The following is a 24,689-nucleotide window of genomic DNA, read 5'->3' on the forward strand; positions in this document are numbered from 1 at the left end:
CTGAGGATCCCTCTGCGCTCATGAGGAAGGGGACACCCGGCGCACGGTCGGCGCGCCGGGGTCCCCCTCCTTCGTACGGGCCTGTCGTCAGTCGCGGGCTGCGGTCAGGTGCTCCGCGTGCTCCTGGAGGGAGCGGACGCCCACGTCACCGCGGTTGAGCGCGTCGATGCCCTGGACGGCGGCGGCGAGCGCCTGGACCGTGGTCAGGCACGGGACGCTGCGCGCCACGGCCGCCGTGCGGATCTCGTAGCCGTCGAGGCGGCCGCCGGTCCCGTACGGGGTGTTGACGATCAGGTCGACCTGGCCGTCGTGGATGAGCTGGACGATGGTCTTCTCGCCGTCGGGGCCCTCGCCCTCGCTGAGCTTGCGCACCACGGTGGCGTTGATGCCGTTGCGGCGCAGCACCTCGGCGGTGCCCGAGGTGGCGAGGAGTTCGAAGCCGTGGGCGACGAGCTCGCGCGCCGGGAAGATCATCGAACGCTTGTCGCGGTTGGCGACGGAGATGAAGGCGCGGCCCTTGGTGGGCAGCGGGCCGTAGGCGCCCGCCTGCGACTTGGCGTAGGCCGTGCCGAAGACGGAGTCGATGCCCATGACCTCGCCGGTGGAGCGCATCTCCGGGCCGAGGACGGTGTCCACGCCGCGGCCGTGGATGTCGCGGAAGCGCGACCACGGCATGACGGCCTCCTTGACGGAGATCGGCGCGTCGAGCGGCAGGGTGCCGCCGTCGCCGTTCTTCGGGAGCATGCCCTCCTCGCGCAGCTCGGCGATGGTGGCGCCGAGGGAGAGGCGGGCGGCGGCCTTCGCGAGCGGGACGGCGGTCGCCTTCGAGGTGAAGGGGACGGTCCGGGAGGCGCGCGGGTTGGCCTCCAGGACGTAGAGGATGTCACCCGCCATCGCGAACTGGATGTTGATCAGGCCGCGGACGCCGACGCCCTTGGCGATGGCCTCGGTGGAGGCGCGCAGGCGCTTGATGTCGTACCCGCCGAGGGTGATCGGGGGCAGGGCGCAGGCGGAGTCGCCGGAGTGGATGCCGGCTTCCTCGATGTGCTCCATGACGCCGCCGAGGTAGAGCTCGTGGCCGTCGTAGAGGGCGTCCACGTCGATCTCGATCGCGTCGTCGAGGAAGCGGTCGACCAGGACGGGGCGGGTCGGGGAGATCTCGGTGGACTCCGCGATGTACGACTCCAGGCGGGTCTCGTCGTAGACGATCTCCATGCCGCGGCCGCCGAGCACGTAGGACGGGCGCACGAGGACCGGGTAGCCGATCTCGTCCGCGATCGCCTTCGCGCCCGCGAAGGTGGTGGCGGTGCCGTGCTTGGGGGCGGGCAGGCCCGCCTCGGCCAGGACCTGGCCGAAGGCGCCGCGGTCCTCGGCGGCGTGGATGGCCTCCGGCGGGGTGCCGACGACCGGAACGCCGTTGTCCTTGAGCGCCTGCGCCAGGCCGAGGGGGGTCTGGCCGCCGAGCTGGACGACGACACCGGCGATGGGGCCGGCCAGCGACTCGGCGTGGACGATCTCCAGCACGTCTTCGAGCGTCAGCGGCTCGAAGTACAGGCGGTCGGAGGTGTCGTAGTCCGTCGAGACGGTCTCCGGGTTGCAGTTGACCATCACGGTCTCGTAGCCGGCGTCGCTGAGGGCGAAGGAGGCGTGGACGCAGGAGTAGTCGAACTCGATGCCCTGGCCGATGCGGTTCGGGCCGGAGCCCAGGATGATCACCGCGGGCTTGGTGCGCGGCGCGACCTCGGACTCCTCGTCGTAGGACGAGTAGAAGTACGGGGTCTTCGCGGCGAACTCGGCGGCGCAGGTGTCGACCGTCTTGTAGACCGGGCGGACGCCGAGCGCGTGGCGGACCTCGCGGACGACGTCCTCGCGCAGCCCGCGGATCTCGGCGATCTGGGCGTCGGAGAAGCCGTGGCGCTTGGCCTCGGCGAGCAGCTCGGGGTGGAGCTTCTCGGCGGCGGCCAGCTCGTCGGCGATCTCCTTGATCAGGAAGAGCTGGTCGACGAACCAGGGGTCGATCTTCGTGGACTCGAAGACCTCTTCCTGGGTGGCGCCGGCGCGGATGGCCTGCATGACGGTGTTGATGCGGCCGTCGGTGGGGCGCACGGCGGTGGCGAGGAGCTCGTCCTTGTCGCCGACGGGGCCGACGAAGGTGAACTGCGAGCCCTTCTTCTCCAGGGAGCGCAGGGCCTTCTGCAGCGCCTCGGTGAAGTTGCGGCCGATCGCCATGGCCTCGCCCACCGACTTCATGGTGGTGGTGAGGGTGGAGTCGGCGAGCGGGAACTTCTCGAAGGCGAAGCGCGGGGCCTTGACGACGACGTAGTCGAGGGTCGGCTCGAAGGAGGCCGGGGTCTTCTCGGTGATGTCGTTGGGGACCTCGTCGAGCGTGTAGCCGATGGCCAGCTTGGCGGCGATCTTGGCGATCGGGAAGCCGGTGGCCTTCGACGCGAGCGCCGAGGAGCGCGAGACGCGCGGGTTCATCTCGATGACGATGACGCGGCCGTCGACCGGGTCGATCGCGAACTGGATGTTGCAGCCGCCGGTGTCGACGCCGACCTCGCGGATGATCGCGATGCCGATGTCGCGCAGCCGCTGGTACTCGCGGTCGGTGAGGGTCATCGCCGGGGCGACGGTGATGGAGTCGCCGGTGTGGACGCCCATCGGGTCGAAGTTCTCGATGGAGCAGACGACGACCACGTTGTCCTTGGTGTCGCGCATCAGCTCCAGCTCGTACTCCTTCCAGCCGAGGATGGACTCCTCCAGGAGCACCTCGGTGGTCGGGGAGAGCGTGAGGCCCTGGCCGGCGATGCGGCGCAGCTCGTCCTCGTCGTGGGCGAAACCGGAGCCGGCGCCGCCCATGGTGAAGGAGGGGCGCACGACGACGGGGTAGCCGCCGAGGGTGTCGACGCCGGCGATGACGTCTTCCATCGTGTGGCAGATGACCGAGCGGGCGGACTCGCCGTAGCCGATCTTGGCCTTGACGGCCTCGACGACGCCCTTGAAGAGGTCGCGGTCCTCGCCCTTGTTGATGGCCTCGACGTTGGCGCCGATGAGCTCGACGCCGTACTTCTCCAGCACACCCTGCTCGTGCATGGAGATCGCGGTGTTGAGCGCGGTCTGGCCGCCGAGGGTCGGGAGCAGCGCGTCGGGGCGCTCCTTCGCGATGATCTTCTCGACGAACTCGGGGGTGATCGGCTCGACGTACGTGGCGTCGGCGATCTCCGGGTCGGTCATGATCGTCGCCGGGTTGGAGTTCACCAGGATGACCCTCAGGCCCTCGGCCTTGAGGATGCGGCAGGCCTGGGTGCCGGAGTAGTCGAACTCGGCGGCCTGGCCGATGACGATCGGGCCGGAGCCGATGACCAGGACGGACTGGATATCGGTGCGCTTAGGCACGCTCGGCCTCCATCAGGGCGGTTTCCATCAAAGACGTGAAGCGGTCGAAGAGGTACGCGGCGTCGTGCGGGCCGGCGGCCGCTTCGGGGTGGTACTGGACGGAGAAGGCCGGCTGGTCGAGCAGCTGGAGGCCTTCCACGACGTTGTCGTTCAGGCAGACGTGCGAGACCTCGGCGCGGCCGAAGGGGGTCTCGGAGACCTTGTCGAGGGGCGCGTCCACGGCGAAGCCGTGGTTGTGCGCGGTGATCTCCACCTTGCCGGTGGTGCGGTCCTGCACCGGCTGGTTGATGCCGCGGTGGCCGTACTTCAGCTTGTAGGTGCCGAAGCCGAGCGCGCGGCCCAGGATCTGGTTGCCGAAGCAGATGCCGAAGAGCGGGGTCTTGCGGGCGAGGACGCCCTGCATGACGGAGACCGCGTGGTCGGCGGTGGCCGGGTCGCCCGGGCCGTTGGAGAAGAACACGCCGTCCGGGGAGACCGCGTAGACGTCCTCGACGGTGGAGGTGGCGGGCAGGACGTGCACCTCGATGCCGCGCTCGGCCATCCGGTGCGGGGTCATTCCCTTGATGCCGAGGTCGACGGCGGCCACGGTGAACTTCTTCTCACCGATGGCGGGGACGACGTAGGCCTCCTTGGTGGCGACCTCCGCGGAGAGGTTCGCACCCTTCATCTGGGGGGCTTCCAGGACGCGCGCCAGCAGCGCGGCGTCGTCGGCGACCGCGTCGCCGGAGAAGATGCCGACGCGCATGGCGCCGCGCTCGCGCAGGTGGCGGGTCAGGGCGCGGGTGTCGACGCCGGAGATCCCGACGACGCCCTGCTTGACCAGCTCCTCGTCCAGCGAGCGCTGCGCGCGCCAGTTGGAGGGGACGCGGGCGGGGTCGCGGACCACGTAGCCGGACACCCAGATGCGGGAGGACTCGGGGTCCTCGTCGTTGACGCCGGTGTTGCCCACGTGCGGGGCGGTCATCACGACGACCTGTCGGTGGTACGACGGGTCGGTGAGGGTCTCCTGGTAGCCGGTCATGCCGGTGGAGAACACGGCCTCGCCGAAGGTCTCCCCCACAGCGCCGTAGGCGCGGCCGCGGAAGATCCGACCGTCCTCCAGGACGAGTACGGCGGGAGCTTTGGCTGCTCCCCTGGTGGAGGTCGTCATCGTTCGGCGCCTTCCGTCGTGATGGATGGGTTCATGAGGTTGATCGCTTCGACCCAGGCGGCGTGTTCGGCCGCGCGGTCGGAGCGGAATCCGGAGTCGATCAGCTTGTCGCCGTGCGCCCAGGTGACGACGAGGAGACCGCCCTCGGTGAGTACCTTGCCCGCGATTCCCTTGTCGAGGCGGGCGCCGCGCAGCTGCGCGGCCGGTACGAAGAAGTCGGTGGCACCCGGACGGACCACGTCGAGGCCCGCGTCGGTGAGCGTGAGCTCGACCCGGCTGCGCACCCCCAGACCGTGGGCGACGATCCGGTCGAGCCACTGACCGGCGGTGGTGGACCCGTGGTACCGGCCGGTCAGGGCCAGCCGGTGCTCGGGGAGACCGCCGGGGGCGGCGGGGAGCTCCGGCAGATCGCTCTGCAGGGCCCCGCGCCATTTCCAGCCCTGCCGCATCAGCCAGTACACGAACGCGATGAAGACGAGCAGACCGATCACCCACGCGATGCGGGCGCCCCAGTCCGTCACCTCCGCCGACTGTCGTTCGGCGGCCTCGGCGGCCAGTTGGATTACTGCAGGTGTCACGCCAGTTTCCCGTCCACGACCGTTGCCCGGCCCCGCAGGAAGGTGTGAGTGACGCGCCCCGGCAGCTCACGGCCCTCGTAAGGCGTGTTGCGGCTGCGGGAGGCGAAGTGTGCGGGGTCCACAGCACCACGGTACGAGGTATCGACCAGCGTCAGGTTGGCGGGTTCACCTGCCGAGACGGGACGGCCGTGGCCGGAGAGCCCGCCGATGCGCGCCGGCGCGGCGGACATCCGGTCGGCGACGCCCGCCCAGTCGAGCAGGCCCGTCTCCACCATCGTCTGCTGGACGACGGAGAGCGCGGTCTCCAGGCCGACCATGCCCATGGCCGCGGCGGCCCACTCGCAGTCCTTGTCCTCGTGCGGGTGCGGGGCGTGGTCGGTGGCGACGATGTCGATCGTGCCGTCGGCGAGCGCCTCGCGCAGGGCCATCACGTCGCGCTCGGTGCGCAGCGGCGGGTTGACCTTGTAGACCGGGTTGTACGAGCGGACGAGCTCGTCGGTGAGGAGCAGGTGGTGCGGGGTGACCTCGGCGGTGACGTCGATGCCGCGGGACTTGGCCCAGCGGACGATCTCGACGGAACCGGCGGTGGAGAGGTGGCAGATGTGCACCCGGGAACCGACGTGCTCGGCGAGGAGGACGTCGCGGGCGATGATCGACTCCTCGGCGACGGCGGGCCAGCCGCCGAGGCCGAGCTCGGCGGAGACGACGCCCTCGTTCATCTGGGCGCCCTCGGTGAGGCGGGGCTCCTGGGCGTGCTGGGCGACGACGCCGCCGAAGGCCTTCACGTACTCCAGGGCACGGCGCATGATCACGGCGTCGTCCACGCACTTGCCGTCGTCGGAGAAGACGGTGACGCGGGCGGCGGACTCGTGCATGGCGCCCAGCTCGGAGAGCTTCTTGCCCTCCAGGCCGACCGTGACGGCGCCGATGGGCTGCACGTCGCAGTAGCCGGACTCCTTGCCCAGGCGCCAGACCTGCTCGACGACGCCGGCGGTGTCGGCGACCGGGAAGGTGTTGGCCATGGCGAAGACGGCGGTGTAGCCGCCGGAGGCCGCGGCGCGGGTACCGGTCAGGACGGTCTCGGAGTCCTCGCGGCCGGGCTCGCGCAGGTGCGTGTGCAGGTCGACGAGGCCCGGGAGCAGGGTCAGGCCCTCCGCCTCGATGACGGTCGCGCCCTCGGCGGACAGGCCGCTGCCGACCTCCGCGATGGTCTCGCCGTCGATCAGGACGTCCTGCGCCTCGCCACCGAGCACCTTCGCGCCACGAATAAGGATCTTGCTCATCTTTACTTGGTCTCCTCGGTGCGCGGGGCTGCGGTGGTGGTGACGGCGGGCTCGGATCCTCCGAGCAGCAGGTACAGGACGGCCATGCGGATGGAGACGCCGTTGGCGACCTGCTCGACGACCGTGCAGCGGTCGGAGTCGGCGACCTCGGCGGTGATCTCCATGCCGCGGACCATCGGGCCGGGGTGCATCACGATGGCGTCCTCGGGCATCCGCGCCATCCGGGCGGCGTCCAGGCCGTAGCGGCGCGAGTACTCGCGCTCGGTCGGGAAGAAGGCGGCGTTCATCCGCTCGCGCTGCACACGCAGCATCATGACCGCGTCGGACTTCGGCAGCACCTCGTCGAGGCTGTACGAGATCTCGCAGGGCCAGGTCTCGACGCCGACGGGCACCAGCGTGGGCGGGGCCACCAGGGTGACCTCGGCGCCGAGGGTGTGCAGCAGGTCCACGTTGGAACGGGCCACGCGGCTGTGCAGGACGTCGCCGACGATGGTGATCCGGCGGCCGTCGAGGCCCTTGCCGAGTCCGGCGTCCCGGCCCACCAGGCGGCGGCGCATGGTGAAGGCGTCGAGCAGGGCCTGGGTGGGGTGCTGGTGGGTGCCGTCGCCCGCGTTGATGACGGGGGCGTCGATCCAGCCGGAGGTGGCGAGGCGGTAGGGGGCGCCGGAGGCGTGGTGGCGGATGACGACCGCGTCGACGCCCATGGCCTCCAGGGTCTGGGCCGTGTCCTTCAGGGACTCGCCCTTGGAGACGCTGGAACCCTTGGCCGCGAAGTTGATCACGTCGGCGGACAGGCGCTTCTCGGCCGCTTCGAAGGAGATCCGGGTGCGGGTGGAGTCCTCGAAGAAGAGGTTGCAGATGGTGCGGCCGCGGAGGGTGGGCAGCTTCTTTATCGGCCGGTCCGCGACGCGGGCCATCTCCTCGGCGGTGTCGAGGATGAGGACGGCGTCGTCGCGCGTGAGATCGGCGGCCGAGATGAGGTGGCGCTTCATCCGGTTACTCCGTAAGTCGGGAGGGCAGGCAGGAGGACTGACTGAATGCGGGCAGGGCAGGCTGCGGCGCGGACCCCGCGAAGGGGTCCGGCACCCGGCGGGGCTACTGCCCGGAGGCCTGGTCGGTCCGCTGGCCGAGCAGCACGGCGTCGCGGCCGTCCTCCTCCTGGAGCTGGACCTTGACGGTCTCCCGCAGCGACGTGGGGAGGTTCTTGCCTACGTAGTCGGCGCGGATCGGGAGTTCCCGGTGGCCGCGGTCGACGAGGACCGCGAGCTGCACGGCGCGGGGCCGGCCGATGTCGCCGAGGGCATCGAGGGCGGCGCGGATGGTGCGGCCGGAGAAGAGCACGTCGTCGACGAGGACCACGAGGCGGCCGTCGATGCCGTCGCCGGGGATCTCCGTGCGGCCGATCGCCCGGGCGGGCTTCAGGCGCAGGTCGTCGCGGTACATGGTGATGTCGAGGGAGCCGACCGGAATCTTCGTTCCGGTGATCTCTTCGAGCTTGGCCGCCAGCCGGTCGGCGAGGAACACGCCGCGGGTGGGAATGCCGAGGAGCACCACGTCGTCGGCGCCCTTGGCGCGTTCGACGATCTCGTGGGCGATGCGGGTCAGGACCCGGGCGATGTCCTGCGCCTCCAGCACGGGGCGCATTGCTTCGCCGGCGTTCCGACCGCCGTCTTCGGAAATCTGAGAAGTCTGGCTGTCCATGAAAAGGACCTCCTTCTCCGCCTCACGGGACGGACCTTAAAGGACGTCTGATGTACGCCGTCCACGGTACCAGGACCCCGCGCCCGGCTCCGCACCCGGGGCCCCGCGGAGCCCTCGTAAGTGGGCGTCGAAGACCATTCGGCTTGACGCATCCACGTAACGCTGCGTAACCTCACAGTGAGTTACCAGCCGCGCGACGGCCCCGCATGTCATCCATGCAGCCCGTCGTCCATGTCGTCACAGCGTCACAGCGTCCGGGAGCGTTATGTCCAGCGAATACGCCAAACAGCTCGGGGCCAAGCTCCGCGCCATCCGCACCCAGCAGGGCCTCTCCCTCCACGGTGTCGAGGAGAAGTCCCAGGGCCGGTGGAAGGCCGTGGTGGTCGGCTCCTACGAGCGCGGGGACCGCGCCGTGACCGTCCAGCGCCTCGCCGAGCTGGCGGACTTCTACGGGGTTCCGGTGCAGGAACTRCTGCCGGGCACGACCCCCGGCGGAGCGGCCGAGCCGCCGCCGAAGCTGCGCCTCGACCTGGAGCGCCTGGCGGGCGTCCCCGCCGAGAAGGCCGGCCCCCTCCAGCGCTACGCGGCGACCATCCAGAGCCAGCGCGGCGACTACAACGGCAAGGTGCTGTCGATCCGCCAGGACGACCTGCGCACCCTGGCCGTCATCTACGACCAGTCCCCCTCGGTCCTGACCGAGCAGCTGATCAGCTGGGGCGTCCTCGACGCCGACGCGCGGCGCGCGGTGGCCCACGAGGACATCTAGTCCTGAAGCCCGGAAAACGGGCCCAGGCCAGCAGAAACGTTTACCGGCGGGTGCCGGGACCTCTCCGGGTCCCGGCACCCGCCGGTTTTCGTTCCCCGGGCGGCCCCGGTGAGGTCCCGTCCGCGCCGCACACACGGAAGGGCCCGCAACGCGTACGTTGCGGGCCCTTCCGTATGGCGCGTGCCTGGTGTCAGCTCTCGCTGCGACGCAGGTTCGGCTTCAGGTCCTTGAACCGGCCGAGGAGGCCGTTCACGAACGCCGGCGAGTCGTCCGTCGAGAACTCCTTGGCCAGCTGGACGGCCTCGTCGATCGCCACGGCGTCCGGGGTCTCGTCGACCCAGATCAGCTCGTAGGCGCCCAGCCGCAGGATGTTCCGGTCGACGACCGGCATGCGGTCGAGCTCCCAGTCCACGGCGTAGGTGACGATCAGGTCGTCGATGCGGTTCACCTTGTCGGCGTAGCCCTCGACGAGGTCCATCGTGAAGGYGCTGACCGGCGGCTGCCGGTCGTCCGACCTCGCGTGGCGGATCCAGTCCGCGAGGACCTCGCGCACGGGCACACCGCGCTGGTCGGCCTCGAACAGGATCTGGAAGGCGCGCTTGCGCGCGTTGCTCCGGGCAGCCACGGTTAGCTGTTCACCCGGCCGAGGTAGTCGCTGGTGCGGGTGTCGACCTTGACCTTCTCGCCCGTGGTCACGAAGAGCGGGACCTGGATCTCGTAGCCGGTCTCCAGGCGCGCCGGCTTGGTGCCACCGGTGGAGCGGTCGCCCTGGACGCCCGGGTCGGTGTGCTCGATGACCAGCTCGACGGCGGCCGGGAGCTCGACGTAGAGCACCTCGCCCTCGTGCTGCGCCACGGAGGCGGTGAAGCCCTCGATGAGGAAGTTCGCGGCGTCGCCGACGGCCTTCTTGTCGACCATCAGCTGGTCGAAGGTGCTCATGTCCATGAAGACGAAGTAGTCGCCGTCCATGTACGAGAACTGCATGTCGCGGCGGTCGATGGTGGCCGTCTCGACCTTGGTGCCGGCGTTGAACGTCTTGTCGACGACCTTGCCGGACATCACGCTCTTCAGCTTGGTACGCACGAAGGCCGGGCCCTTGCCGGGCTTGACGTGCTGGAACTCGACGACGGACCAGAGCTGGCCCCCGTCGAGCTTCAGCACCATGCCGTTCTTGAGGTCGTTCGTGGAAGCCACGGTTGCGGAATCTCCTGCACTGGAAGACCTTGGGTGCGCGCACGGCCCGGCCACGCGGGCTAGAGCGCGAGCAGCTCCTTGGTCGTAATGGTGAGTAGCTCTGGACCGCCGTCCGCCTCGGGGCGTACGACGAGCGTGTCATCGATCCGGACACCTCCCCGGCCCGGGAGGTGAACCCCCGGTTCGACGGTGACCGGCACGCAAGCGTCCAGTTTACCCATTGCCGTAGGTGCAAGCTGCGGGTCCTCGTCGATTTCGAGGCCCACACCGTGTCCCATCGACGCCGCGAGGGCTTCGCCGTACCCCGCGGAGTCCAGTACGGACCGTGCCGCGTGGTCCACGTCGCGGTACGCGGCGCCCGGGACGAGCGACTCCCGGCCGGCCCGCTGGGCGGCGAAGACGAGGTCGTACAGCTCGATCTGCCAGTCGGCGGGGGTGGTGCCGATCACAAAGGTCCGGCCGATCTCGCAGCGGTAGCCCCGGTAGTTCGCGCCGAGGCAGACCGTGAGGAAGTCGCCCTCCTCCACCCGCCGGTCGGAGGGCCGGTGCCGCGAGCGGCCGGAGTGCGGGCCGGTGCCGACGGAGGTCGGGAAGGCCGGACCGTCGGCGCCGTGGTCCACGAGCCGGCGTTCCAGCTCCAGGGCGAGGTGGCGTTCGGTACGGCCGACGAGGATCGACTCCAGCAGCTCTCCGAGGGCCTGGTCGGCGATCTCGGCGGCGATCCGCAGGCAGGCGATCTCCCCCTCGTCCTTGACGAGCCGCTGCTGTTCCACGGCGGCTCCCAGGTCGGCGAGGCGCAGCCGGGGCGCGACCGAGCGCAGGGCCCGGTGGCGGCCGACGGTGACGTGGTGTTCCTCGACGGCGAGGGACTCGGCCCGTGCGGCGGCGGCCAGGTCCGCAGCGGCCACGGCCGGGTCCGCGCCGGGATGGGGCAGGACGGAGAGCCGCAGCTCCTCGTCGAGCCGCCCCTCGTCCGCCTCACCGGTGGGTGCGGCGGCGCAGAACAGCACGTCTTCGGCGGGCCCGACCAGCAGGACGGAACCCAGCGGGGACGCCCCGGAGAGGTAGCGGACGTTCGCCGGACGCGTGATCAGTGCGGCGGAGTTGCCCGCGGCGCCACAGCGGTCGCGGAGCAGGGCCCTGCGGGCCGCGTACACGTCTGACATGTATTCGAGCGTACGAGCGCCCCGCGCATCCGGCCCGGCGAGCGCGTCCGGACGGGGGCTACCAGCCCTGGGGGCTCGCCGAGGCCCGCGCCAGGGCCTCGTCCAGGGCCCGGGCCGTGCCTTCCACGTCCAGGTGGGAGTTGTCGATGATCGGCAGCCCGGAGCCGTACCAGCCGGCCATCCGGCCGTGGATCCGGGCCACTTCCTCATCGGACAGGCGCCGGTTCCCGGAGCGGGCGGCATTGCGGTCCAGGACGATCTCCAGACCGGGCAGCAGCACGACCGGGAGCAGTCCGGGGCCCACGTGCCGCTTCCAGCCGCCCAGGCCCACCACGGGCCGGTCGGGGAAGACGGCGTCGTCGAGGATGCAGGAGATGCCGTTGGCCAGGAAGTTGCGGGCGGCGAAGCCGCAGGTGCGGCGGGCGAGGCGGTACTGGGCCTCGGAATGTTCGTTCCAGCCGGCCTGCGGGTCCGCGAAGCCCGAGCAGACCCACTCGCGGACGTCGTCCAGGCTGATGTGCGCGGTCGGCACCGGGCGGGTCGCCGCCCAGTGCCGGGCCACGGTGGTCTTGCCGGCCCCCGCCGGGCCGATGAGCAGCACGGCGAGGGTGGCGCCGCCGGTACCGGGCGCGGGGGGCACGGGCGGGGCCGCCACGGCGGGAGGCAGTGGAATGTGCCCCGTGGCCTCGGGCACCGGGGCCACCGGGCCCATGGGGGCCACCGGCCACCCCCGCGCGGGGGGTATCGGCGGCGGCGGGGGCGCCGCCGGGTGCTGACCCTGCGGCGGACCCCAGTCCCCCACTCCTTGCTGCATCCGCGCCACTCCGTCTCGTTCAGGCGACTGATGCGAGAACGTTATCTCAGGCCGTGACCTCTTCCGCCAGCGCGCGCAGCGCCAGCCGGTAGGAGCCCAGCCCGAAGCCCGCCACGGTACCGGTCGCGACGGCCGCGATGACGGACGTGTGCCGGAACTCCTCGCGGGCGTACGGGTTGGAGATGTGCACCTCGATCAGCGGCGCGGTGCGCTGCGCCGCCGCGTCCCGCATGGCGTACGAGTAGTGCGTGAAGGCGCCCGGGTTGATCACGACCGGGACCTTGCCGTCGGCGGCCTCGTGCAGCCAGCGCACGAGCTCGCCCTCGTCGTTGGTCTCGCGGACCTCCACGTCGAAGCCGAGCTCCGCGCCCAGGGTGCGGCAGCTCTCGACGAGACCGGCGTACGAGGTGGCCCCGTAGACGTCCGGCTCGCGGGAGCCGAGGCGGCCCAGGTTCGGGCCGTTGAGCACGAGCACCTTGCGGCTCACGCCGACACCTCGCCGTACGCGGCGATCAGGTGCGCCGGGTCGGGGCCCTCCAGGACGGTGGGCTTGCCCAGGCCGTCCAGCACGATGAAGCGCAGCAGGTTGCCGCGGGACTTCTTGTCGACCTGCATGGTCTGGAGCAGCTTGGGCCACTGGTCCCCGCGGTAGGTCAGCGGCAGGCCGACCGCGGCGAGGATCTCCCGGTGCCGGTCGGCCGTCGCGTCGTCGAGGCGGCCCGCGAGACGGCCGAGCTCGGCGGCGAAGACCATGCCGACGGACACGGCGGCGCCGTGGCGCCACTTGTAGCGCTCGTTCTTCTCGATGGCGTGCGCGAGGGTGTGGCCGTAGTTGAGGATCTCGCGGAGTCCGGACTCCTTGAGGTCGCTGGAGACCACGTCGGCCTTGACCTGGATGGAGCGGCAGATCAGCTCGGCCGTGTGCGGGCCGTCCGGCGTGCGGGCGGCCGCCGGGTCCGCCTCGATCAGGTCGAGGATCACCGGGTCGGAGATGAACCCGGCCTTGATGATCTCGGCGAGGCCGCTGACGTAGTCGTTGACCGGCAGCGAGTCCAGCGCGGCCAGGTCGCACAGGACGCCGGCCGGCGGGTGGAAGGAGCCCACCAGGTTCTTGCCCTCGGCGGTGTTGATGCCGGTCTTGCCGCCGACCGCCGCGTCCACCATCGCGAGGACGGTGGTCGGTACGGCGATCCAGCGCACGCCGCGCAGCCAGGTGGCGGCCACGAAGCCCGCGAGGTCGGTGGTGGCGCCGCCGCCCACGCCGACGATCACGTCGGTGCGGGTGAAGCCGGACTGGCCGAGCGCCTTCCAGCAGTACGCCGCGACCTCGACGGTCTTGGCCTCCTCGGCGTTGGGCACCTGGATGGCGACGGCCTCGTAGCCCTGCGCCGCCAGGTCGTCCCGCAGCGCCTCACCGGTCGAGGCGAGCGCCTCGGGGTGGATCACCGCGACCCGCTGGGCCTTCGTACCGATCAGGCCGCCCAGCTCACCGAGCAGCTGCCGGCCGACCAGCACGTCGTACGCGTCGTGTCCGGCGCTGGCGCCGACGTTGATCCGCGTCACCTGGTCTGTCATACGTCCTTCAACTCCAGAGCGTCGAGGACCGCCTGGGCGACCTCTGCGGGGGTGCGGTCGTCGGTGGCCACCACGACGCGCGCGACTTCGGTGTACAGGTGGCGCCGGGCGTCCATCAGCTCGCGCCACTGGCGGCGCGGGTTGACGGCGAGCAGCGGGCGCGCGGCGCCGAGGCCGACGCGGCGCACGGCCTCCTCGACGTCCATCGACAGGTAGGCGACGGGCAGCCCCGCGAGCAGGGCGCGGGTGCCCTCGTCGAGGACGGCGCCGCCGCCGAGGGCGAGGACTCCGGTGTGCCCGGCGAGGGCGTCCGCGACGGCCCGCCGCTCCAGCTCGCGGAAGTACGGCTCGCCCTCGTCGACGAACAGGTCGGAGATCTCCCGGCCCGTGGCGGCGACGATGTCGGCGTCGGTGTCCCGGTAGGGGACGCCGAGCCGTTCGGCCAGCAGACCCCCCACCGTGGACTTGCCGGAGCCCATGGGTCCGACGAGGACGACCAGTGGTCCGGTGGCCGTCACCGGATCTGCAGGTTGTCGAGGTAGGACCGGACGTTGCGGCGGGTCTCGGGGACGGAGTCGCCGCCGAACTTCTCGACGAGGGCGTCGGCCAGGACCAGCGCCACCATCGCCTCGGCGACGATGCCCGCGGCGGGCACCGCGCACACGTCGGAGCGCTGGTGGTGCGCCACGGTCGCCTCGCCGGTGGCGACGTCGACGGTCGCCAGGGCGCGCGGGACGGTCGCGATGGGCTTCATGGCGGCCCGGACGCGCAGCAGCTCGCCGGTGGTCAGACCGCCCTCGGTGCCACCGGAGCGGCCGGAGGTCCGCTTGAGGCCCTCGGGGGTGGAGACGATCTCGTCGTGGGCCTGGGAGCCGGGCACCCGGGCCAGTTCGAAGCCGTCGCCGACCTCGACGCCCTTGATGGCCTGGATGCCCATGAGCGCGGCCGCGAGGCGGGCGTCGAGCCGGCGGTCCCAGTGGACGTGGGAACCGAGGCCGACGGGGACCCCGTACGCGAGGACCTCGACGACGCCGCCGAGGGTGTCGCCGTCCTTGTGGGCCTGGTCGATCTCCGCGACCATCGCCTTCGACGCGTCGGCGTCGAGGCAGCGCACCGGGTCGGCGTCGAGCTTCTCGACGTCGGCGGGGGTCGGGTAGACGCCGCGGGGGGCCTTGGCCGCGGCCAGCTCCACCACGTGGGAGACGATCTCGATGCCGGCGGCCTCCTTGATGAAGGACCGGGCGACGGCGCCGAGGGCGACGCGGGCGGCCGTCTCACGGGCGCTGGCGCGCTCCAGGATCGGACGGGCCTCGGAGAAGCCGTACTTCTGCATGCCCGCGAGGTCGGCGTGGCCGGGGCGGGGACGGGTCAGCGCCGCGTTGCGGCCGGTCTCCTTGAGCAGGGAGGGGTCGACCGGGTCGGCCGACATGACGGTCTCCCACTTGGGCCATTCGGTGTTGCCGATCATGACGGCGACCGGCGAGCCCTGCGACAGTCCGTGGCGGACGCCGCCGAGGAAGGTGATCTCGTCCTGCTCGAACTTCATCCGGGCACCGCGGCCATAGCCGAGTCGGCGCCGGGCCAGGTGGTCCGCCACCAGCTCGGTGGTGACCGGGACGCCGGCGGGAAGACCCTCCAGCGTCGCGACCAGTGCCGGTCCGTGCGACTCTCCCGCGGTCAGCCAACGCAACCTGCTCAACGATGCTCCTCATGCTCGCGCCTGGCACTGCGACGGCGCGGTCGGGTGCGCGGCCCTGACCCGCCGTACCCCCGATCCTCCCACGTCCGGGCGGGTGCGCCGGTCCCGGTCCAACTGTCGGACGACGGGTACCCGCAGCACTCTGGCCCGCGGAGCTACCGGATCCCTACGCTCCGGCGCCGCCACAGCCACTTGCCGGCTTCCCAGAGCGATCCGAGCGCCACCAGTGCGCAGATGGTCCACTTCGCCCAGTCGGGCAGCGCATCGCCGAGCWGGGCGGTGACGAAACGGAACACCCCGCCCGCGATCTCCGCTTTACCGGCCAGCGACTGACCCGGTTCCACCGTCTCCACGAAGCCCCCCTCGCTGTGAACGCGCAGGTGGGGAGCCTACCGGGCGCGGAGCGCCGCCTCGCCGGCCGCGCGCATGGCGGCCAGCGGCGCCCGGGGACGACCGGTCATCTGCTCGACCTGGAGGACCGCCTGGTGGACCAGGAGGTCCAGGCCGCCGAGCAGGGTGGCGTCGCGGCCGGCCCAGGCGGCGGCCAGCGCCGTCGGCCAGGGGTCGTAGAGCACGTCGAAGAGGGTCCCCGGGGTGTTCGGCACGGCGTCCGCGAGGGCGTCGGTGGCTCCGGCCGGGGTGGTGGCGATGACCAGGGGGGCCGTCAGGGCCTCGGCCGCGCGCGACCAGTCGGCCGTGCGGACGGTGACGCCGAGCCGCTCGCCCCACTCGCGCATCTCGGCGGCGCGGGCGGAGGAGCGGACGTACGCGGTGACCTCGCCGGTGCAGATCCGCGAGAGGGCCGCCAGCGCCGAGGAGGCGGTGGCCCCCGCCCCGAGGATCGCGGCGGCGGGCACCTTCTCGACGCCGCGCTCGTGCAGGGCGGCGACGATCCCGGGGATGTCGGTGTTGTCGCCGAGGCGGCGGCCGTCCCCGGTGAGGACCACCGTGTTGACCGCCTCGACGGAGGCCGCGGTGTCGCTGATGCCGTCCAGCAGCGGGATGACGGCCCGCTTGAGCGGCATGGTCAGCGACAGCCCCGCCCACTCGGGACCCAGGCCGGCCACGAACCCGGGGAGCGCGGCCTCGTCGATCTCGAACCGGTCGTAGGACCAGTCGTCGAGGCCGAGCTCCCGGTAGGCGGCGCGGTGCAGCACTGGTGAGAGGGAGTGCTCGATGGGCGAACCCAGCACCGCGGCCCGTATCCGTGACATGTCCTGCTACCCGCCGTTCTTCTGCTTCTGCCGTTCCTGGAACTCGTTGACGAGCTTGAGGTGCTCGTCGTAGGTCTTGGTGAAGGTCGTCGTGTGACCGTCGACCGACACGAAGAACATCCAGCCGCCGTGGTCCGGACCGAGCGTAGCGGTCAGCGCCTCCAGGCCCGGGTTCCCGATGGGGCCGGGGGGCAGTCCCTTGACGAAGTGCGTGTTGTACGGGTTGTCGAAGGCCTGGGCTTCCTTCAGGTTGAAGTTGATCTCGCTCTGGTTCTTGACGTAGTTGTACGTCGAGTCGAACTGGAGCTTCTGGTTCGTGACGTCGTTGGTCTTCTTGAGGCGGTTGTAGACCACCTCGGCCATCTTCTTGAAGTCGTCGTGGTTCTTGCCCTCGGCGTTGACGAGGCTGGCGACCGTGACCACCTGGAGCGGGTTGTCCAGGCCCAGCTCCTTGGCCTTGCCCTCGACGCCCAGCTCGTTGTACTTGGCCGTCGCGTTCTTGACCATTTCCTTGAGCAGGGACTCGGGGGTGCTCTCCTTGCCGAGGTCGTAGCGCGTCGGGTAGAGGAAGCCCTCCAGCGGGTCGATCAGCTTCGGGTCGGTGCCGGCCCAGGCCGGCAGGCCGAGGTTCTTGGCCTCGCGCTGGGCGATGTCCTTGGTGGTGCCGGCCGGCTTGCCCAGCTTCTTGTCGATCGCGTCGTACACCTTGGAGTTGCGCATGCCCTCGGTGACGGTGATGACGTTGAGCTTGGTGGGGTCGATCATGACGGCGACGGCCGCCGCGCCGGACATCTTCTTCTTCAGCGTGTAGACGCCGGGCTGGATGGACTTGCCCTTGGGGTTGGCGTTGGCGGCGTCCACGAAGGCCTGGGCGCTCGCGACGACACCTGCCTCCTTGAGGATGCGGCCCATCTGGCCGAGGCCCGCGCCCTTGGGGATCTCGACGTCGACCGACTCCTCCGAGCCGGAGCCCGCGAAGTCCTCCGTGGCGCCGAAGCGCTCCTTGATGTACGAGTAGCCGTAGTAGCCGCCACCGCCGACGACGGCGACGATGACCAGGGCCGCGACCAGGCAGGCCGCACCGCTGCGTTTGGGTTTGCCGCCCTTGCCCTTGCCGCCCTTGCCCTTGCCGCCCTTGCCCCGGCCGGAGCGCCGGCCGCCGCGGCCGGGGGGCTCCTCGTCGGCGTCGGCGGCGAGGAGGGACTCCTCCGCCTCCTCCGTCTCCGGCTCGTCGACCGGGTCCGGGTCGAGGCGCCGCCGGCCGGGGGGCTGGGGCGGCGGGAAGGCCTCGGGGGTGGTGTACAGGTCCGGAGCCTCGCCGGCGTAGCCCGGGGCGACCTGCTGGGCGTACGGCTCCGCGCCCGCGTACGGGTCCACCGGCGCGGCCACGGTCTGGTACTGGAGCTGCTCCTGGAGCTGCTGCCCCTGCCCGGTGTCCCAGCCCTGGCCGTCGTAGACCGGCTGGGGCTGGGGCTGCGGGTGGAGCTGCTGCTGCGGGTGCTGCGGGTGGAGCTGCTGCTGGAGCTGCTGGTCCTGCGGCACGTACTGCTGCTGCGGGTACTGCTGCTCCTGGTACTGCGGCTCCGGGTACTGCTGGGGGTACTGCTCGTACTGCGGCTCCCGGTACTGCGAATCCTGGTACGGCGGCTCCTGCGGATACTGCTGCTGGCCGCCTGCGTAGGGCACCTGACCCTGCTGGGTCGCCTGTCCGGTCCAACCCTGGTCCCCGTAGAGCGGGTCCTCCGGGTGCCAGGGTTCGGGGGCGCGGCCCCGGCCATACTCAGTCATCGGTCCCCTAGAGCCGCGAGACGGAGGCAGCGGCTTCTTTGCCGCGGCACCCGGTTCCGCCTCTGAAGTGGTGGGCGACGGCTGTTCGAATGCCGCCACATCGCGCGGAACGTTACCGTATCGCGATCAGACAACCACTTCGACGCACTCACCGGGCGGATTACCTGATACCCGTTCGGTCTCAAGAGCGTTCTGCAGGATGACCACAGCGGCCGCCTGGTCGATGACCGAACGGCCTTTCTTCGCGTTCCTCCCGGAGGCCCGCAGGCCCTGGGCGGCGGTGACCGTGGTCATCCGCTCGTCCACCAGACGGACCGTCACCGGCTTGATGCCCTTCGCAAGTTCGTTCGCGAAGGCGCGCACCTTGGCCGCGGCGGGCCCCTCCCGCCCGCTGAGCGAGCGGGGGAGGCCGACCACGACTTCGAGGGGCTCGTACTCCTCGACGAGCTGCCGCAGCCGCCGGTGGGCGAAGGGGATGTCCCGGCCCGGAACGGTTTCCACCGGTGTGGCGAGCACCCCGTCGGGGTCGCACGAGGCGACCCCGATCCGGGCGTCTCCGACGTCGATGGCCAGCCTGCGGCCGCGGCGCAGCGTCATCGTCAGACCGTCTCGACGACGAGGCGCTCGACCGCGCTGATGGCCTCGGGGATGGCGGCCGGGTTCTGGCCGCCGCCCTGGGCCACGTCCGGCTTGCCGCCGCCGCCGCCGCCGAGGGTCTTGGCGGCGGTACGGACCAGGTCACCGGCCTTGAGGCCGCGCTCGCGGGCCGCCTCGTTGGTGGCGATGACGGTCAGCGGACGGTCGTTCGCCGTGGTGAAGAGGGCCACGACGGCCGGGCGGTCGCCCTGAATGCGGCCGCGGACGTCGAGGACCAGCTTGCGCAGGTCGTCGGCGCCGGTGCCGTCCGGGACGGTTCCGACGACGAGGGCGACGCCGCGGATGTCCTGGGCGCCCGCGGCCAGACCGGCGGCGGCCTGGAGGACCTTCTCCGCACGGAACTTCTCGATCTCCTTCTCGGCGTCCTTCAGCTTGCCGAGCATGGAGGCGATCTTCTCCGGCAGCTCCTCCGGACGGCCCTTGACCAGCTCCTGGAGCTGGGCGACGACCGTGTGCTCCTTGGCGAGGAAGTTGTACGCGTCCACGCCGACGAGGGCCTCGACGCGGCGCACGCCGGAGCCGATGGAGGACTCGCCGAGCAGCTTCACCAGGCCCAGCTGGGCGGTGTTGGCGACGTGCGTGCCGCCGCACAGCTCCTTGGAGAAGTCGCCGATGGTCACGACGCGCACGCGCTCGCCGTACTTCTCGCCGAACTCGGCGATGGCGCCCTGCTTCTTCGCCTCGTCGATGCTCATGATCTCGGCGGTGACGTCGAGCTCGCGGGAGAGCACGTCGTTGATCTTCTGCTCGACGTCGGTGAGGACCGTGCCGGGAACGGCGTTCGGGGAGCCGAAGTCGAAGCGGAAGCGGCCGGGGCTGTTCTCGGAACCGGCCTGGGCGGCCGTGGGGCCGAGGGCGTCGCGCAGCGCCTGGTGGGTCAGGTGCGTGGCCGAGTGGGCGCGGGCGATGGCCCGGCGGCGGTTGATGTCGATGGCGGCGTACGCGGAGGCGCCCACCGTCACCTCGCCGACCTGGACGGAGCCCTTGTGCACGGAGACGCCGGGGACCGGCTGCTGGACGTCGCGGACGACGATGACGGCACCGGAGTCGAGCTTGATGCGGCCCTGGTCGGCGAGCTGGCCGCCGCCCTCGGCGTAGAAGGGGGTGCGGTCGAGGACGACCTCGACCTCGTCGCCCTCCGAGGCGGCGGGCGCGGAGACGCCGTTGACCAGCAGGCCGACGACGGTGGACTCGCCCTGGGTGGTGGCGTAGCCGGTGAACTCGGTGGCGCCGGAACCGTCGGCGATCTCCCGGTAGGCGGACATGTCCGCGTGGCCGGTCTTCTTGGCCTTGGCGTCGGCCTTGGCCCGGTCGCGCTGCTCCTGCATCAGGCGGCGGAAGCCGGGCTCGTCCACGGAGAGGCCCTGCTCGGCGGCCATCTCCAGGGTGAGGTCGATCGGGAAGCCCCAGGTGTCGTGGAGCAGGAACGCCYTGTCGCCGGAGAGGACCGTGCCGCCGGAGGCCTTGGTCTCGCTCACGGCGGTGTCGAGGATGTTCGTGCCGCCCTTGACCGCCTTGAGGAAGGCGGCCTCTTCGGCGAGCGCGACGGTCTCGATGCGCTTGCGGTCGGTGACCAGCTCCGGGTACTGCTGCCCCATCGTGTCGATCACCACGTCGACGAGGTCCTGGACGACCGGGCCGGTGGCGCCCATGAGACGCATGTTGCGGATGGCGCGGCGCATGATGCGGCGCAGCACGTAGCCGCGGCCCTCGTTGCCGGGGGTGACGCCGTCGCCGATGAGCATGACGGAGGTGCGGATGTGGTCGGCGACCACGCGCATCGAGACGTCGGTGCCCTGGGCGGCGCCGTACTGGACGCCGGTCAGCTCGGTGGCCTTGTCCATGACCACGCGCAGGGTGTCGGTCTCGTACATGTTCTGCACGCCCTGCAGGATCATCGCGAGGCGTTCGAGGCCGAGACCGGTGTCGATGTTCTTCGAGGGCAGGTCACCGAGGATCGGGAAGTCTTCCTTCCCGTCGCCCGCGCCGCGCTCGTACTGCATGAAGACCAGGTTCCAGATCTCCACGTAGCGCTCGTCGTTGACGGCCGGGCCGCCCTCGACGCCGAACTCGGGGCCGCGGTCGTAGTTGATCTCGGAGCACGGGCCGCAGGGGCCGGGGACGCCCATGGACCAGAAGTTGTCCTTCTTGCCCAGGCGCTGGATGCGCTCGGCGGGGACGCCGATGACCTCGCGCCAGATCGTTTCCGCCTCGTCGTCGTCGAGGTAGACGGTGATCCAGAGCTTCTCCGGCTCAAGGCCGTAGCCGCCGTCCGCCACGGAGCTCGTGAGCAGCTCCCAGGCGTACTTGATGGCGCCTTCCTTGAAGTAGTCCCCGAAGGAGAAGTTGCCGCACATCTGGAAGAACGTGCCGTGGCGGGTGGTCTTGCCGACCTCTTCGATGTCCGGGGTGCGGACGCACTTCTGCACGCTGGTGGCGCGGGGGGCCGGGGGCTTGGTCTCGCCGAGGAAGTACGGCTTGAAGGGGACCATGCCGGCGTTGACCAGCAGCAGAGTCGGGTCGTCCGCGATGAGCGACGCCGAAGGGACAACGGTGTGACCGCGCTCCTCGAAGAAGCTCAGCCAGCGGCGGCGGATTTCAGCCGACTCCATCAGTGGTCCTCATTCCGGTTGTACGTAACCGCCGAGTGGTTCGGACGGTGGGTGGTCTGGTCGTGCGGGTCGTGCGCGATGGCCCGCAGCCGCCGCGGCCCGGGGAGGGCGGTGACGTTGTCGGGGCGATCGGGGTCCTGGGTCAGGCCCAGTACGTCGTTCAGCTCGCCCTCGCGCTGCGTCATTCCCGCCTTGACGTCGAGGGCGAAGTCCTTGAGGCGGTGACCCGCCTCCACGGCCTTGTCGGCGGCCTGGGCCGCGAGGCTCTCCGGCGTCAGCTTCTTCAGCTGCCGGTTGACCTTGGTGGTGGCCCACACGCCGGCGGCGGCGCCTGCGGTGAACCAGAAGGCTCGGCGGAACATCGGTGGTCTCAGCCCTTCTGCTTCCGGCGCCGGGCCGACGGCACCGTGCGGCCGACGATCACGCTACGGCTGCCGCCGTCACTCCGGGTGCGCCGGGATGTCTTCTGCGGCACGTCCTCCGTCTTGCCCAGGGCCTTGCGGACGCCGTAGCCGAAGGCCGCGACCTTGACCAGCGGCCCGCCGAAGGTGGAGGCCACGGTCGAGGACAGGGCGGAGGCGTTGGAGGTGACCTCCTGGACGTCGCTCGCGATGGCGTCGACGCGGTCGAGCTGGGTGCGCGCGGAGCGGACGGTGGTCGAGGCGTCCGCCAGCAGCGGAACGGCCTGCTCGGTCACGTCGGCGACCAGCTTGGTCGTCGCCTTGAGCACCTGGGCGAGCCTCACCAGCACCACGGCGAGGAAGGAGACCAGGATGGCCCAGAAGACGGCCACGAGGATCCCGGCCACCTCTCCACCGGACACGTTGCACCGCTCCCTGAATATGCGAAACCTACGGAGAAAAGTCGTCCTCCGACCCTATCGCGCCGGAGATCGGCCGCAGTACCGCAATTCCCGGCCCACCGCCCCCGCCTTGTACGCAGCGCAGCCGGAGCAGTACCCTCCGTGTCCCATGCGACAGAGACCCCCGGGGCACGGGACGCCCGGCAATCTTCCCTCGGAGCTGAGCACCTTCGTCGGGCGGGGGGAGGAGCTCGCCGGGGTGGGGCGCCTGCTGGAGTCCTCCCGGCTGGTGACGGTGACCGGGGTCGGCGGGGTGGGGAAGTCCCGGCTGGCCCTCGCCGCGGCCCGGACCGCCGCCGAGGGAGCCCGGGAACGCTACGTCGACGGGGTGTGGCTGGCCGAGCTGTCCGCGGTGCGCGACCCCCCGTTGCTGGAGTTCACGCTGGCCGAGGCGCTCGGGCTGACCGACCACACCACCCGGCCGCCCCGGTCCCTCCTGGCCGGGCACCTGGCCGGACGCAGGCTGCTGCTGGTCCTGGACGGCTTCGAGCAGCTGGTGGAGGAGACGGCCGGGCTGGTACGGGAGCTGCTGCGCGGCTCCCCCGGCCTGCGGGTGCTCGCGGCGGGCCGGTGCCCGCTCGGCGTGGACGGCGAGGCGGCCTTCCCGCTGGCCCCTCTGGAGCCCCCGCAGGCGCTGGCCCTGCTGACCGCGCGGGCGACGGCCGCGGACCCGGGGTTCACGGTGACGGCGCAGGACCGGCCGGCGCTGACGGAGCTGTGCGCCCGGCTCGACGGGATCCCGCTGGCCCTGGAGCTGGCGGCCGGCCGGCTGCGGGCGCTCTCCCCGGAGCAGGTGCTCGCCCGGCTGGAGGACCGCTTCGCGCTGCTGACCGGCGGGACGCGCGGGGCGCTGCCCCGGCACCGGGCGCTGCGGACGGCGATCGGCTGGAGCCACGAGCTGTGCACCCCGGCGGAGCGGCTCCTGTGGGCCCGGCTGTCGGTGTTCGCCGGGCAGTTCGACCTGGACGCCGTCGAGTACGTGTGCGGGGGCCCCGACCTGCCGGTGGACGACGTGCTCGACCTGATCGGGGAGCTCCTGGCCCAGTCCCTGCTCGCCCGGGAGGAGACGCCGGCCGGACCGCGCTACCGGATGCTGGAGACCGTACGCCTCTACGGGGCGGGCTGGCTGGAGTGGCTCGGGGACGCCGGGCGGCTGCGCCGGCGGCACCGGGACTGGTACCTGGGGCTGGCCACCTGGTGCGAGCTGGACTGGTTCGGCCCGCGCCAGCGGGAGGTGGCCGCACTGGTGGAGGCCGAGCTGGCGAACCTGCGGCTCGCGCTGGAGTACTGCCTGGACGAGCCGGAGGAGCGGCACCTGGGCCGGTACCTGGCGGGCACCCTGTGGTTCTACTGGGCGGGCTGCGGGCGGCTCACCGAGGGCCGGCACTGGCTGGACCGCTCCCTGGAGGGCGGTCCGGCGGACGAGGAGTACGAGGGCTCGCGGCTCAAGGCGCTGTGGGTACTGGGCTACGTCGCCGCGCTCCAGGGGGACGCGGTGCCCTCCATGGGCGCGCTGCACGCGTGCCGGGACGGCGCCGAGCGGTCCGGCAACCGGGTGGCGGCGGCGTACGCGGTGCACCGGATGGGCTGCCTGGCCCTGGTCTCGGACGACATGGCCCGCGCCGGGGAACTGCTGGGCGAGGCCCTGGAGCGGTACCGGGAGACGGGCGAGCTCAACAGCAACGTGCTGATGTGCCAGGTCGAGCTGGCGATGACGCTGGCCTTCCAGGGGGACCTGGCGGGGGCGGTCACCCTGTGCGAGGAGGTCCGGGACATCTGCGGGGAGCGCGGGGAGCGCTGGACGAAGGCGTACGCCCTCTACGTGCTCGCGTACGCGGCCCTGGACGCGGGGGACACGGCCGGGGCGCGGCGGCTGCTGACCGAATGCGTGAGCGTCAACCACACCTTCCGCGACCTGGTGGGCCTGGTGCTGGCGGTGGAGCTGCTGGCCCTGGTCACGGCGGTCGAGGGCCACGCGGCCGAGGCGGCGCTGCTGCAGGGAGCGGCGGAGCCGATGTGGGACGGGGTCGGCCTGCGGCTTTTCGGCTCGGGGTACTTCAACACCCCGCGGCTGATGTGCCGGGAGCGGGCGGGCGAGCTGCTGGGCGCGGAGCGGTACGCGGCGTGCGCGCGGCACGGCCGGAGCCTGTCCCTGGACGGGCTCGTCGAGCGGGCGCTGCGGGCGCCGGAGCCGCTGCCGGCCGCGCCGCGGCCGCCGGGGCCCCGCGGCGGGG

At 71.6% G+C, this 24,689-nt stretch carries 23 protein-coding genes; 2 read left to right on the forward strand and 21 right to left on the reverse strand.

Annotated features, from left to right (window positions below; genetic code table 11):
• Positions 1-87: 87 nt before the first annotated feature.
• The 6 genes from carB to pyrR all read right to left on the reverse strand — a co-directional run bounded on the left by carB (position 88) and on the right by pyrR (position 8,108).
• The gene (gene carB, locus AB4039_RS08565) at positions 88-3,396 is read right to left on the reverse strand and encodes a carbamoyl-phosphate synthase large subunit (RefSeq protein ID WP_266837902.1); all 3,309 of its coding nucleotides are present in this window, start codon (positions 3,394-3,396) and stop codon (positions 88-90) included.
• Complete coding sequence (carA, locus tag AB4039_RS08570; RefSeq protein WP_266837903.1) at positions 3,389-4,546, reverse strand: glutamine-hydrolyzing carbamoyl-phosphate synthase small subunit; 1,158 nt, start codon at positions 4,544-4,546, stop codon at positions 3,389-3,391. The genes carB and carA overlap by 8 nt, the downstream gene beginning before the upstream one ends.
• Positions 4,543-5,124, reverse strand: a complete 582-nt coding sequence (locus tag AB4039_RS08575; RefSeq protein WP_266837905.1) for a PH-like domain-containing protein — start codon at positions 5,122-5,124, stop codon at positions 4,543-4,545. Before AB4039_RS08575 ends, carA begins: the two co-directional genes overlap by 4 nt.
• Positions 5,121-6,407, reverse strand: a complete 1,287-nt coding sequence (locus AB4039_RS08580) for a dihydroorotase (RefSeq protein WP_266837906.1) — start codon at positions 6,405-6,407, stop codon at positions 5,121-5,123. Before AB4039_RS08580 ends, AB4039_RS08575 begins: the two co-directional genes overlap by 4 nt.
• 2 nt (positions 6,408-6,409) lie before the next feature.
• The gene (locus AB4039_RS08585) at positions 6,410-7,399 is read right to left on the reverse strand and encodes an aspartate carbamoyltransferase catalytic subunit (protein ID WP_266837908.1); all 990 of its coding nucleotides are present in this window, start codon (positions 7,397-7,399) and stop codon (positions 6,410-6,412) included.
• Between the two features lie 103 nt (positions 7,400-7,502).
• Positions 7,503-8,108, reverse strand: a complete 606-nt coding sequence (pyrR, locus tag AB4039_RS08590) for a bifunctional pyr operon transcriptional regulator/uracil phosphoribosyltransferase PyrR (RefSeq protein WP_371679448.1) — start codon at positions 8,106-8,108, stop codon at positions 7,503-7,505.
• A 265-nt stretch (positions 8,109-8,373) separates the two neighbouring features.
• Here pyrR and bldD point away from each other — a divergent pair, with 265 nt between their 5' ends.
• The gene (gene bldD, locus AB4039_RS08595) at positions 8,374-8,874 is read left to right on the forward strand and encodes a transcriptional regulator BldD (RefSeq protein WP_007263032.1); all 501 of its coding nucleotides are present in this window, start codon (positions 8,374-8,376) and stop codon (positions 8,872-8,874) included.
• Positions 8,875-9,064: 190 nt separating this feature from the next.
• On the opposite strand, the gene nusB is transcribed toward bldD, so the two are convergent.
• From nusB to AB4039_RS08670, 15 genes are all read right to left on the reverse strand, one after another.
• Complete coding sequence (gene nusB, locus AB4039_RS08600; protein WP_442270421.1) at positions 9,065-9,499, reverse strand: transcription antitermination factor NusB; 435 nt, start codon at positions 9,497-9,499, stop codon at positions 9,065-9,067.
• A 2-nt stretch (positions 9,500-9,501) separates the two neighbouring features.
• Positions 9,502-10,068, reverse strand: a complete 567-nt coding sequence (gene efp / locus AB4039_RS08605) for an elongation factor P (protein WP_266837911.1) — start codon at positions 10,066-10,068, stop codon at positions 9,502-9,504.
• 59 nt (positions 10,069-10,127) lie between these two features.
• The gene (locus AB4039_RS08610) at positions 10,128-11,234 is read right to left on the reverse strand and encodes an aminopeptidase P family protein (RefSeq protein WP_266837912.1); all 1,107 of its coding nucleotides are present in this window, start codon (positions 11,232-11,234) and stop codon (positions 10,128-10,130) included.
• Positions 11,235-11,292: 58 nt separating this feature from the next.
• Positions 11,293-12,048, reverse strand: a complete 756-nt coding sequence (locus AB4039_RS08615; protein ID WP_266837914.1) for an AAA family ATPase — start codon at positions 12,046-12,048, stop codon at positions 11,293-11,295.
• Between the two features lie 46 nt (positions 12,049-12,094).
• The gene (aroQ, locus tag AB4039_RS08620; protein WP_266837915.1) at positions 12,095-12,535 is read right to left on the reverse strand and encodes a type II 3-dehydroquinate dehydratase; all 441 of its coding nucleotides are present in this window, start codon (positions 12,533-12,535) and stop codon (positions 12,095-12,097) included.
• Positions 12,532-13,623 carry a 3-dehydroquinate synthase gene (gene aroB / locus AB4039_RS08625; protein WP_266837917.1) on the reverse strand — a complete coding sequence of 364 codons (1,092 nt, stop codon included), beginning with the start codon at positions 13,621-13,623 and terminating at the stop codon, positions 12,532-12,534. The genes aroQ and aroB overlap by 4 nt, the downstream gene beginning before the upstream one ends.
• On the reverse strand, positions 13,620-14,102 hold the full coding sequence (locus AB4039_RS08630; protein ID WP_266841499.1) for a shikimate kinase: 483 nt from the start codon (positions 14,100-14,102) through the stop codon (positions 13,620-13,622). Before AB4039_RS08630 ends, aroB begins: the two co-directional genes overlap by 4 nt.
• A gap of 35 nt (positions 14,103-14,137) precedes the next feature.
• Positions 14,138-15,322, reverse strand: a complete 1,185-nt coding sequence (gene aroC / locus AB4039_RS08635; RefSeq protein ID WP_266837919.1) for a chorismate synthase — start codon at positions 15,320-15,322, stop codon at positions 14,138-14,140.
• 155 nt (positions 15,323-15,477) lie between these two features.
• Positions 15,478-15,675: a hypothetical protein gene (locus AB4039_RS08640; protein ID WP_442270422.1), complete on the reverse strand. Its 198-nt coding sequence runs from the start codon at positions 15,673-15,675 to the stop codon at positions 15,478-15,480.
• A 36-nt stretch (positions 15,676-15,711) separates the two neighbouring features.
• Positions 15,712-16,536, reverse strand: coding sequence for a shikimate dehydrogenase (locus tag AB4039_RS08645; RefSeq protein ID WP_442270423.1), 825 nt, complete (start codon positions 16,534-16,536; stop codon positions 15,712-15,714).
• 6 nt (positions 16,537-16,542) lie between these two features.
• Entirely contained in the window at positions 16,543-18,324 is a 1,782-nt protein-coding gene (gene mltG / locus AB4039_RS08650; RefSeq protein ID WP_266837924.1) for an endolytic transglycosylase MltG, read from the reverse strand.
• A 126-nt stretch (positions 18,325-18,450) separates the two neighbouring features.
• Positions 18,451-18,921 carry a Holliday junction resolvase RuvX gene (ruvX, locus tag AB4039_RS08655; RefSeq protein ID WP_030028999.1) on the reverse strand — a complete coding sequence of 157 codons (471 nt, stop codon included), beginning with the start codon at positions 18,919-18,921 and terminating at the stop codon, positions 18,451-18,453.
• Positions 18,922-18,923: 2 nt separating this feature from the next.
• Positions 18,924-21,593: an alanine--tRNA ligase gene (gene alaS, locus AB4039_RS08660; RefSeq protein ID WP_442270424.1), complete on the reverse strand. Its 2,670-nt coding sequence runs from the start codon at positions 21,591-21,593 to the stop codon at positions 18,924-18,926.
• Positions 21,593-21,955 carry a DUF6167 family protein gene (locus tag AB4039_RS08665; protein ID WP_266837927.1) on the reverse strand — a complete coding sequence of 121 codons (363 nt, stop codon included), beginning with the start codon at positions 21,953-21,955 and terminating at the stop codon, positions 21,593-21,595. Before AB4039_RS08665 ends, alaS begins: the two co-directional genes overlap by 1 nt.
• A gap of 8 nt (positions 21,956-21,963) precedes the next feature.
• Entirely contained in the window at positions 21,964-22,416 is a 453-nt protein-coding gene (locus AB4039_RS08670) for a DUF948 domain-containing protein (RefSeq protein WP_266837929.1), read from the reverse strand.
• A gap of 148 nt (positions 22,417-22,564) precedes the next feature.
• Here AB4039_RS08670 and AB4039_RS08675 point away from each other — a divergent pair.
• A partial coding sequence (locus tag AB4039_RS08675) for an ATP-binding protein (protein WP_442270425.1) occupies positions 22,565-24,689 on the forward strand: 2,125 nt, incomplete at its 3' end.

It is taken from the genome of Streptomyces sp. M-16 (genome assembly GCF_052114405.1).
Taxonomy (GTDB): Bacteria; Actinomycetota; Actinomycetes; order Streptomycetales; family Streptomycetaceae; genus Streptomyces.

Coding starts and splice junctions, on each gene's coding strand:
- AB4039_RS08585 (WP_266837908.1), bottom strand. CDS start 7,399: ATGAAGCGCCACCTCATCTCGGCCGCCGATCTCACGCGCGACGACGCC.
- AB4039_RS08580 (WP_266837906.1), bottom strand. CDS start 6,407: ATGAGCAAGATCCTTATTCGTGGCGCGAAGGTGCTCGGTGGCGAGGCG.
- aroB (WP_266837917.1), bottom strand. CDS start 13,623: ATGACAGACCAGGTGACGCGGATCAACGTCGGCGCCAGCGCCGGACAC.
- pyrR (WP_371679448.1), bottom strand. CDS start 8,108: ATGGACAGCCAGACTTCTCAGATTTCCGAAGACGGCGGTCGGAACGCC.
- AB4039_RS08665 (WP_266837927.1), bottom strand. CDS start 21,955: ATGTTCCGCCGAGCCTTCTGGTTCACCGCAGGCGCCGCCGCCGGCGTG.
- mltG (WP_266837924.1), bottom strand. CDS start 18,324: ATGACTGAGTATGGCCGGGGCCGCGCCCCCGAACCCTGGCACCCGGAG.
- AB4039_RS08645 (WP_442270423.1), bottom strand. CDS start 16,536: ATGTCACGGATACGGGCCGCGGTGCTGGGTTCGCCCATCGAGCACTCC.
- carA (WP_266837903.1), bottom strand. CDS start 4,546: ATGACGACCTCCACCAGGGGAGCAGCCAAAGCTCCCGCCGTACTCGTC.
- AB4039_RS08630 (WP_266841499.1), bottom strand. CDS start 14,102: ATGGGCTCCGGCAAGTCCACGGTGGGGGGTCTGCTGGCCGAACGGCTC.
- AB4039_RS08610 (WP_266837912.1), bottom strand. CDS start 11,234: ATGTCAGACGTGTACGCGGCCCGCAGGGCCCTGCTCCGCGACCGCTGT.
- AB4039_RS08615 (WP_266837914.1), bottom strand. CDS start 12,048: ATGCAGCAAGGAGTGGGGGACTGGGGTCCGCCGCAGGGTCAGCACCCG.
- ruvX (WP_030028999.1), bottom strand. CDS start 18,921: ATGACGCTGCGCCGCGGCCGCAGGCTGGCCATCGACGTCGGAGACGCC.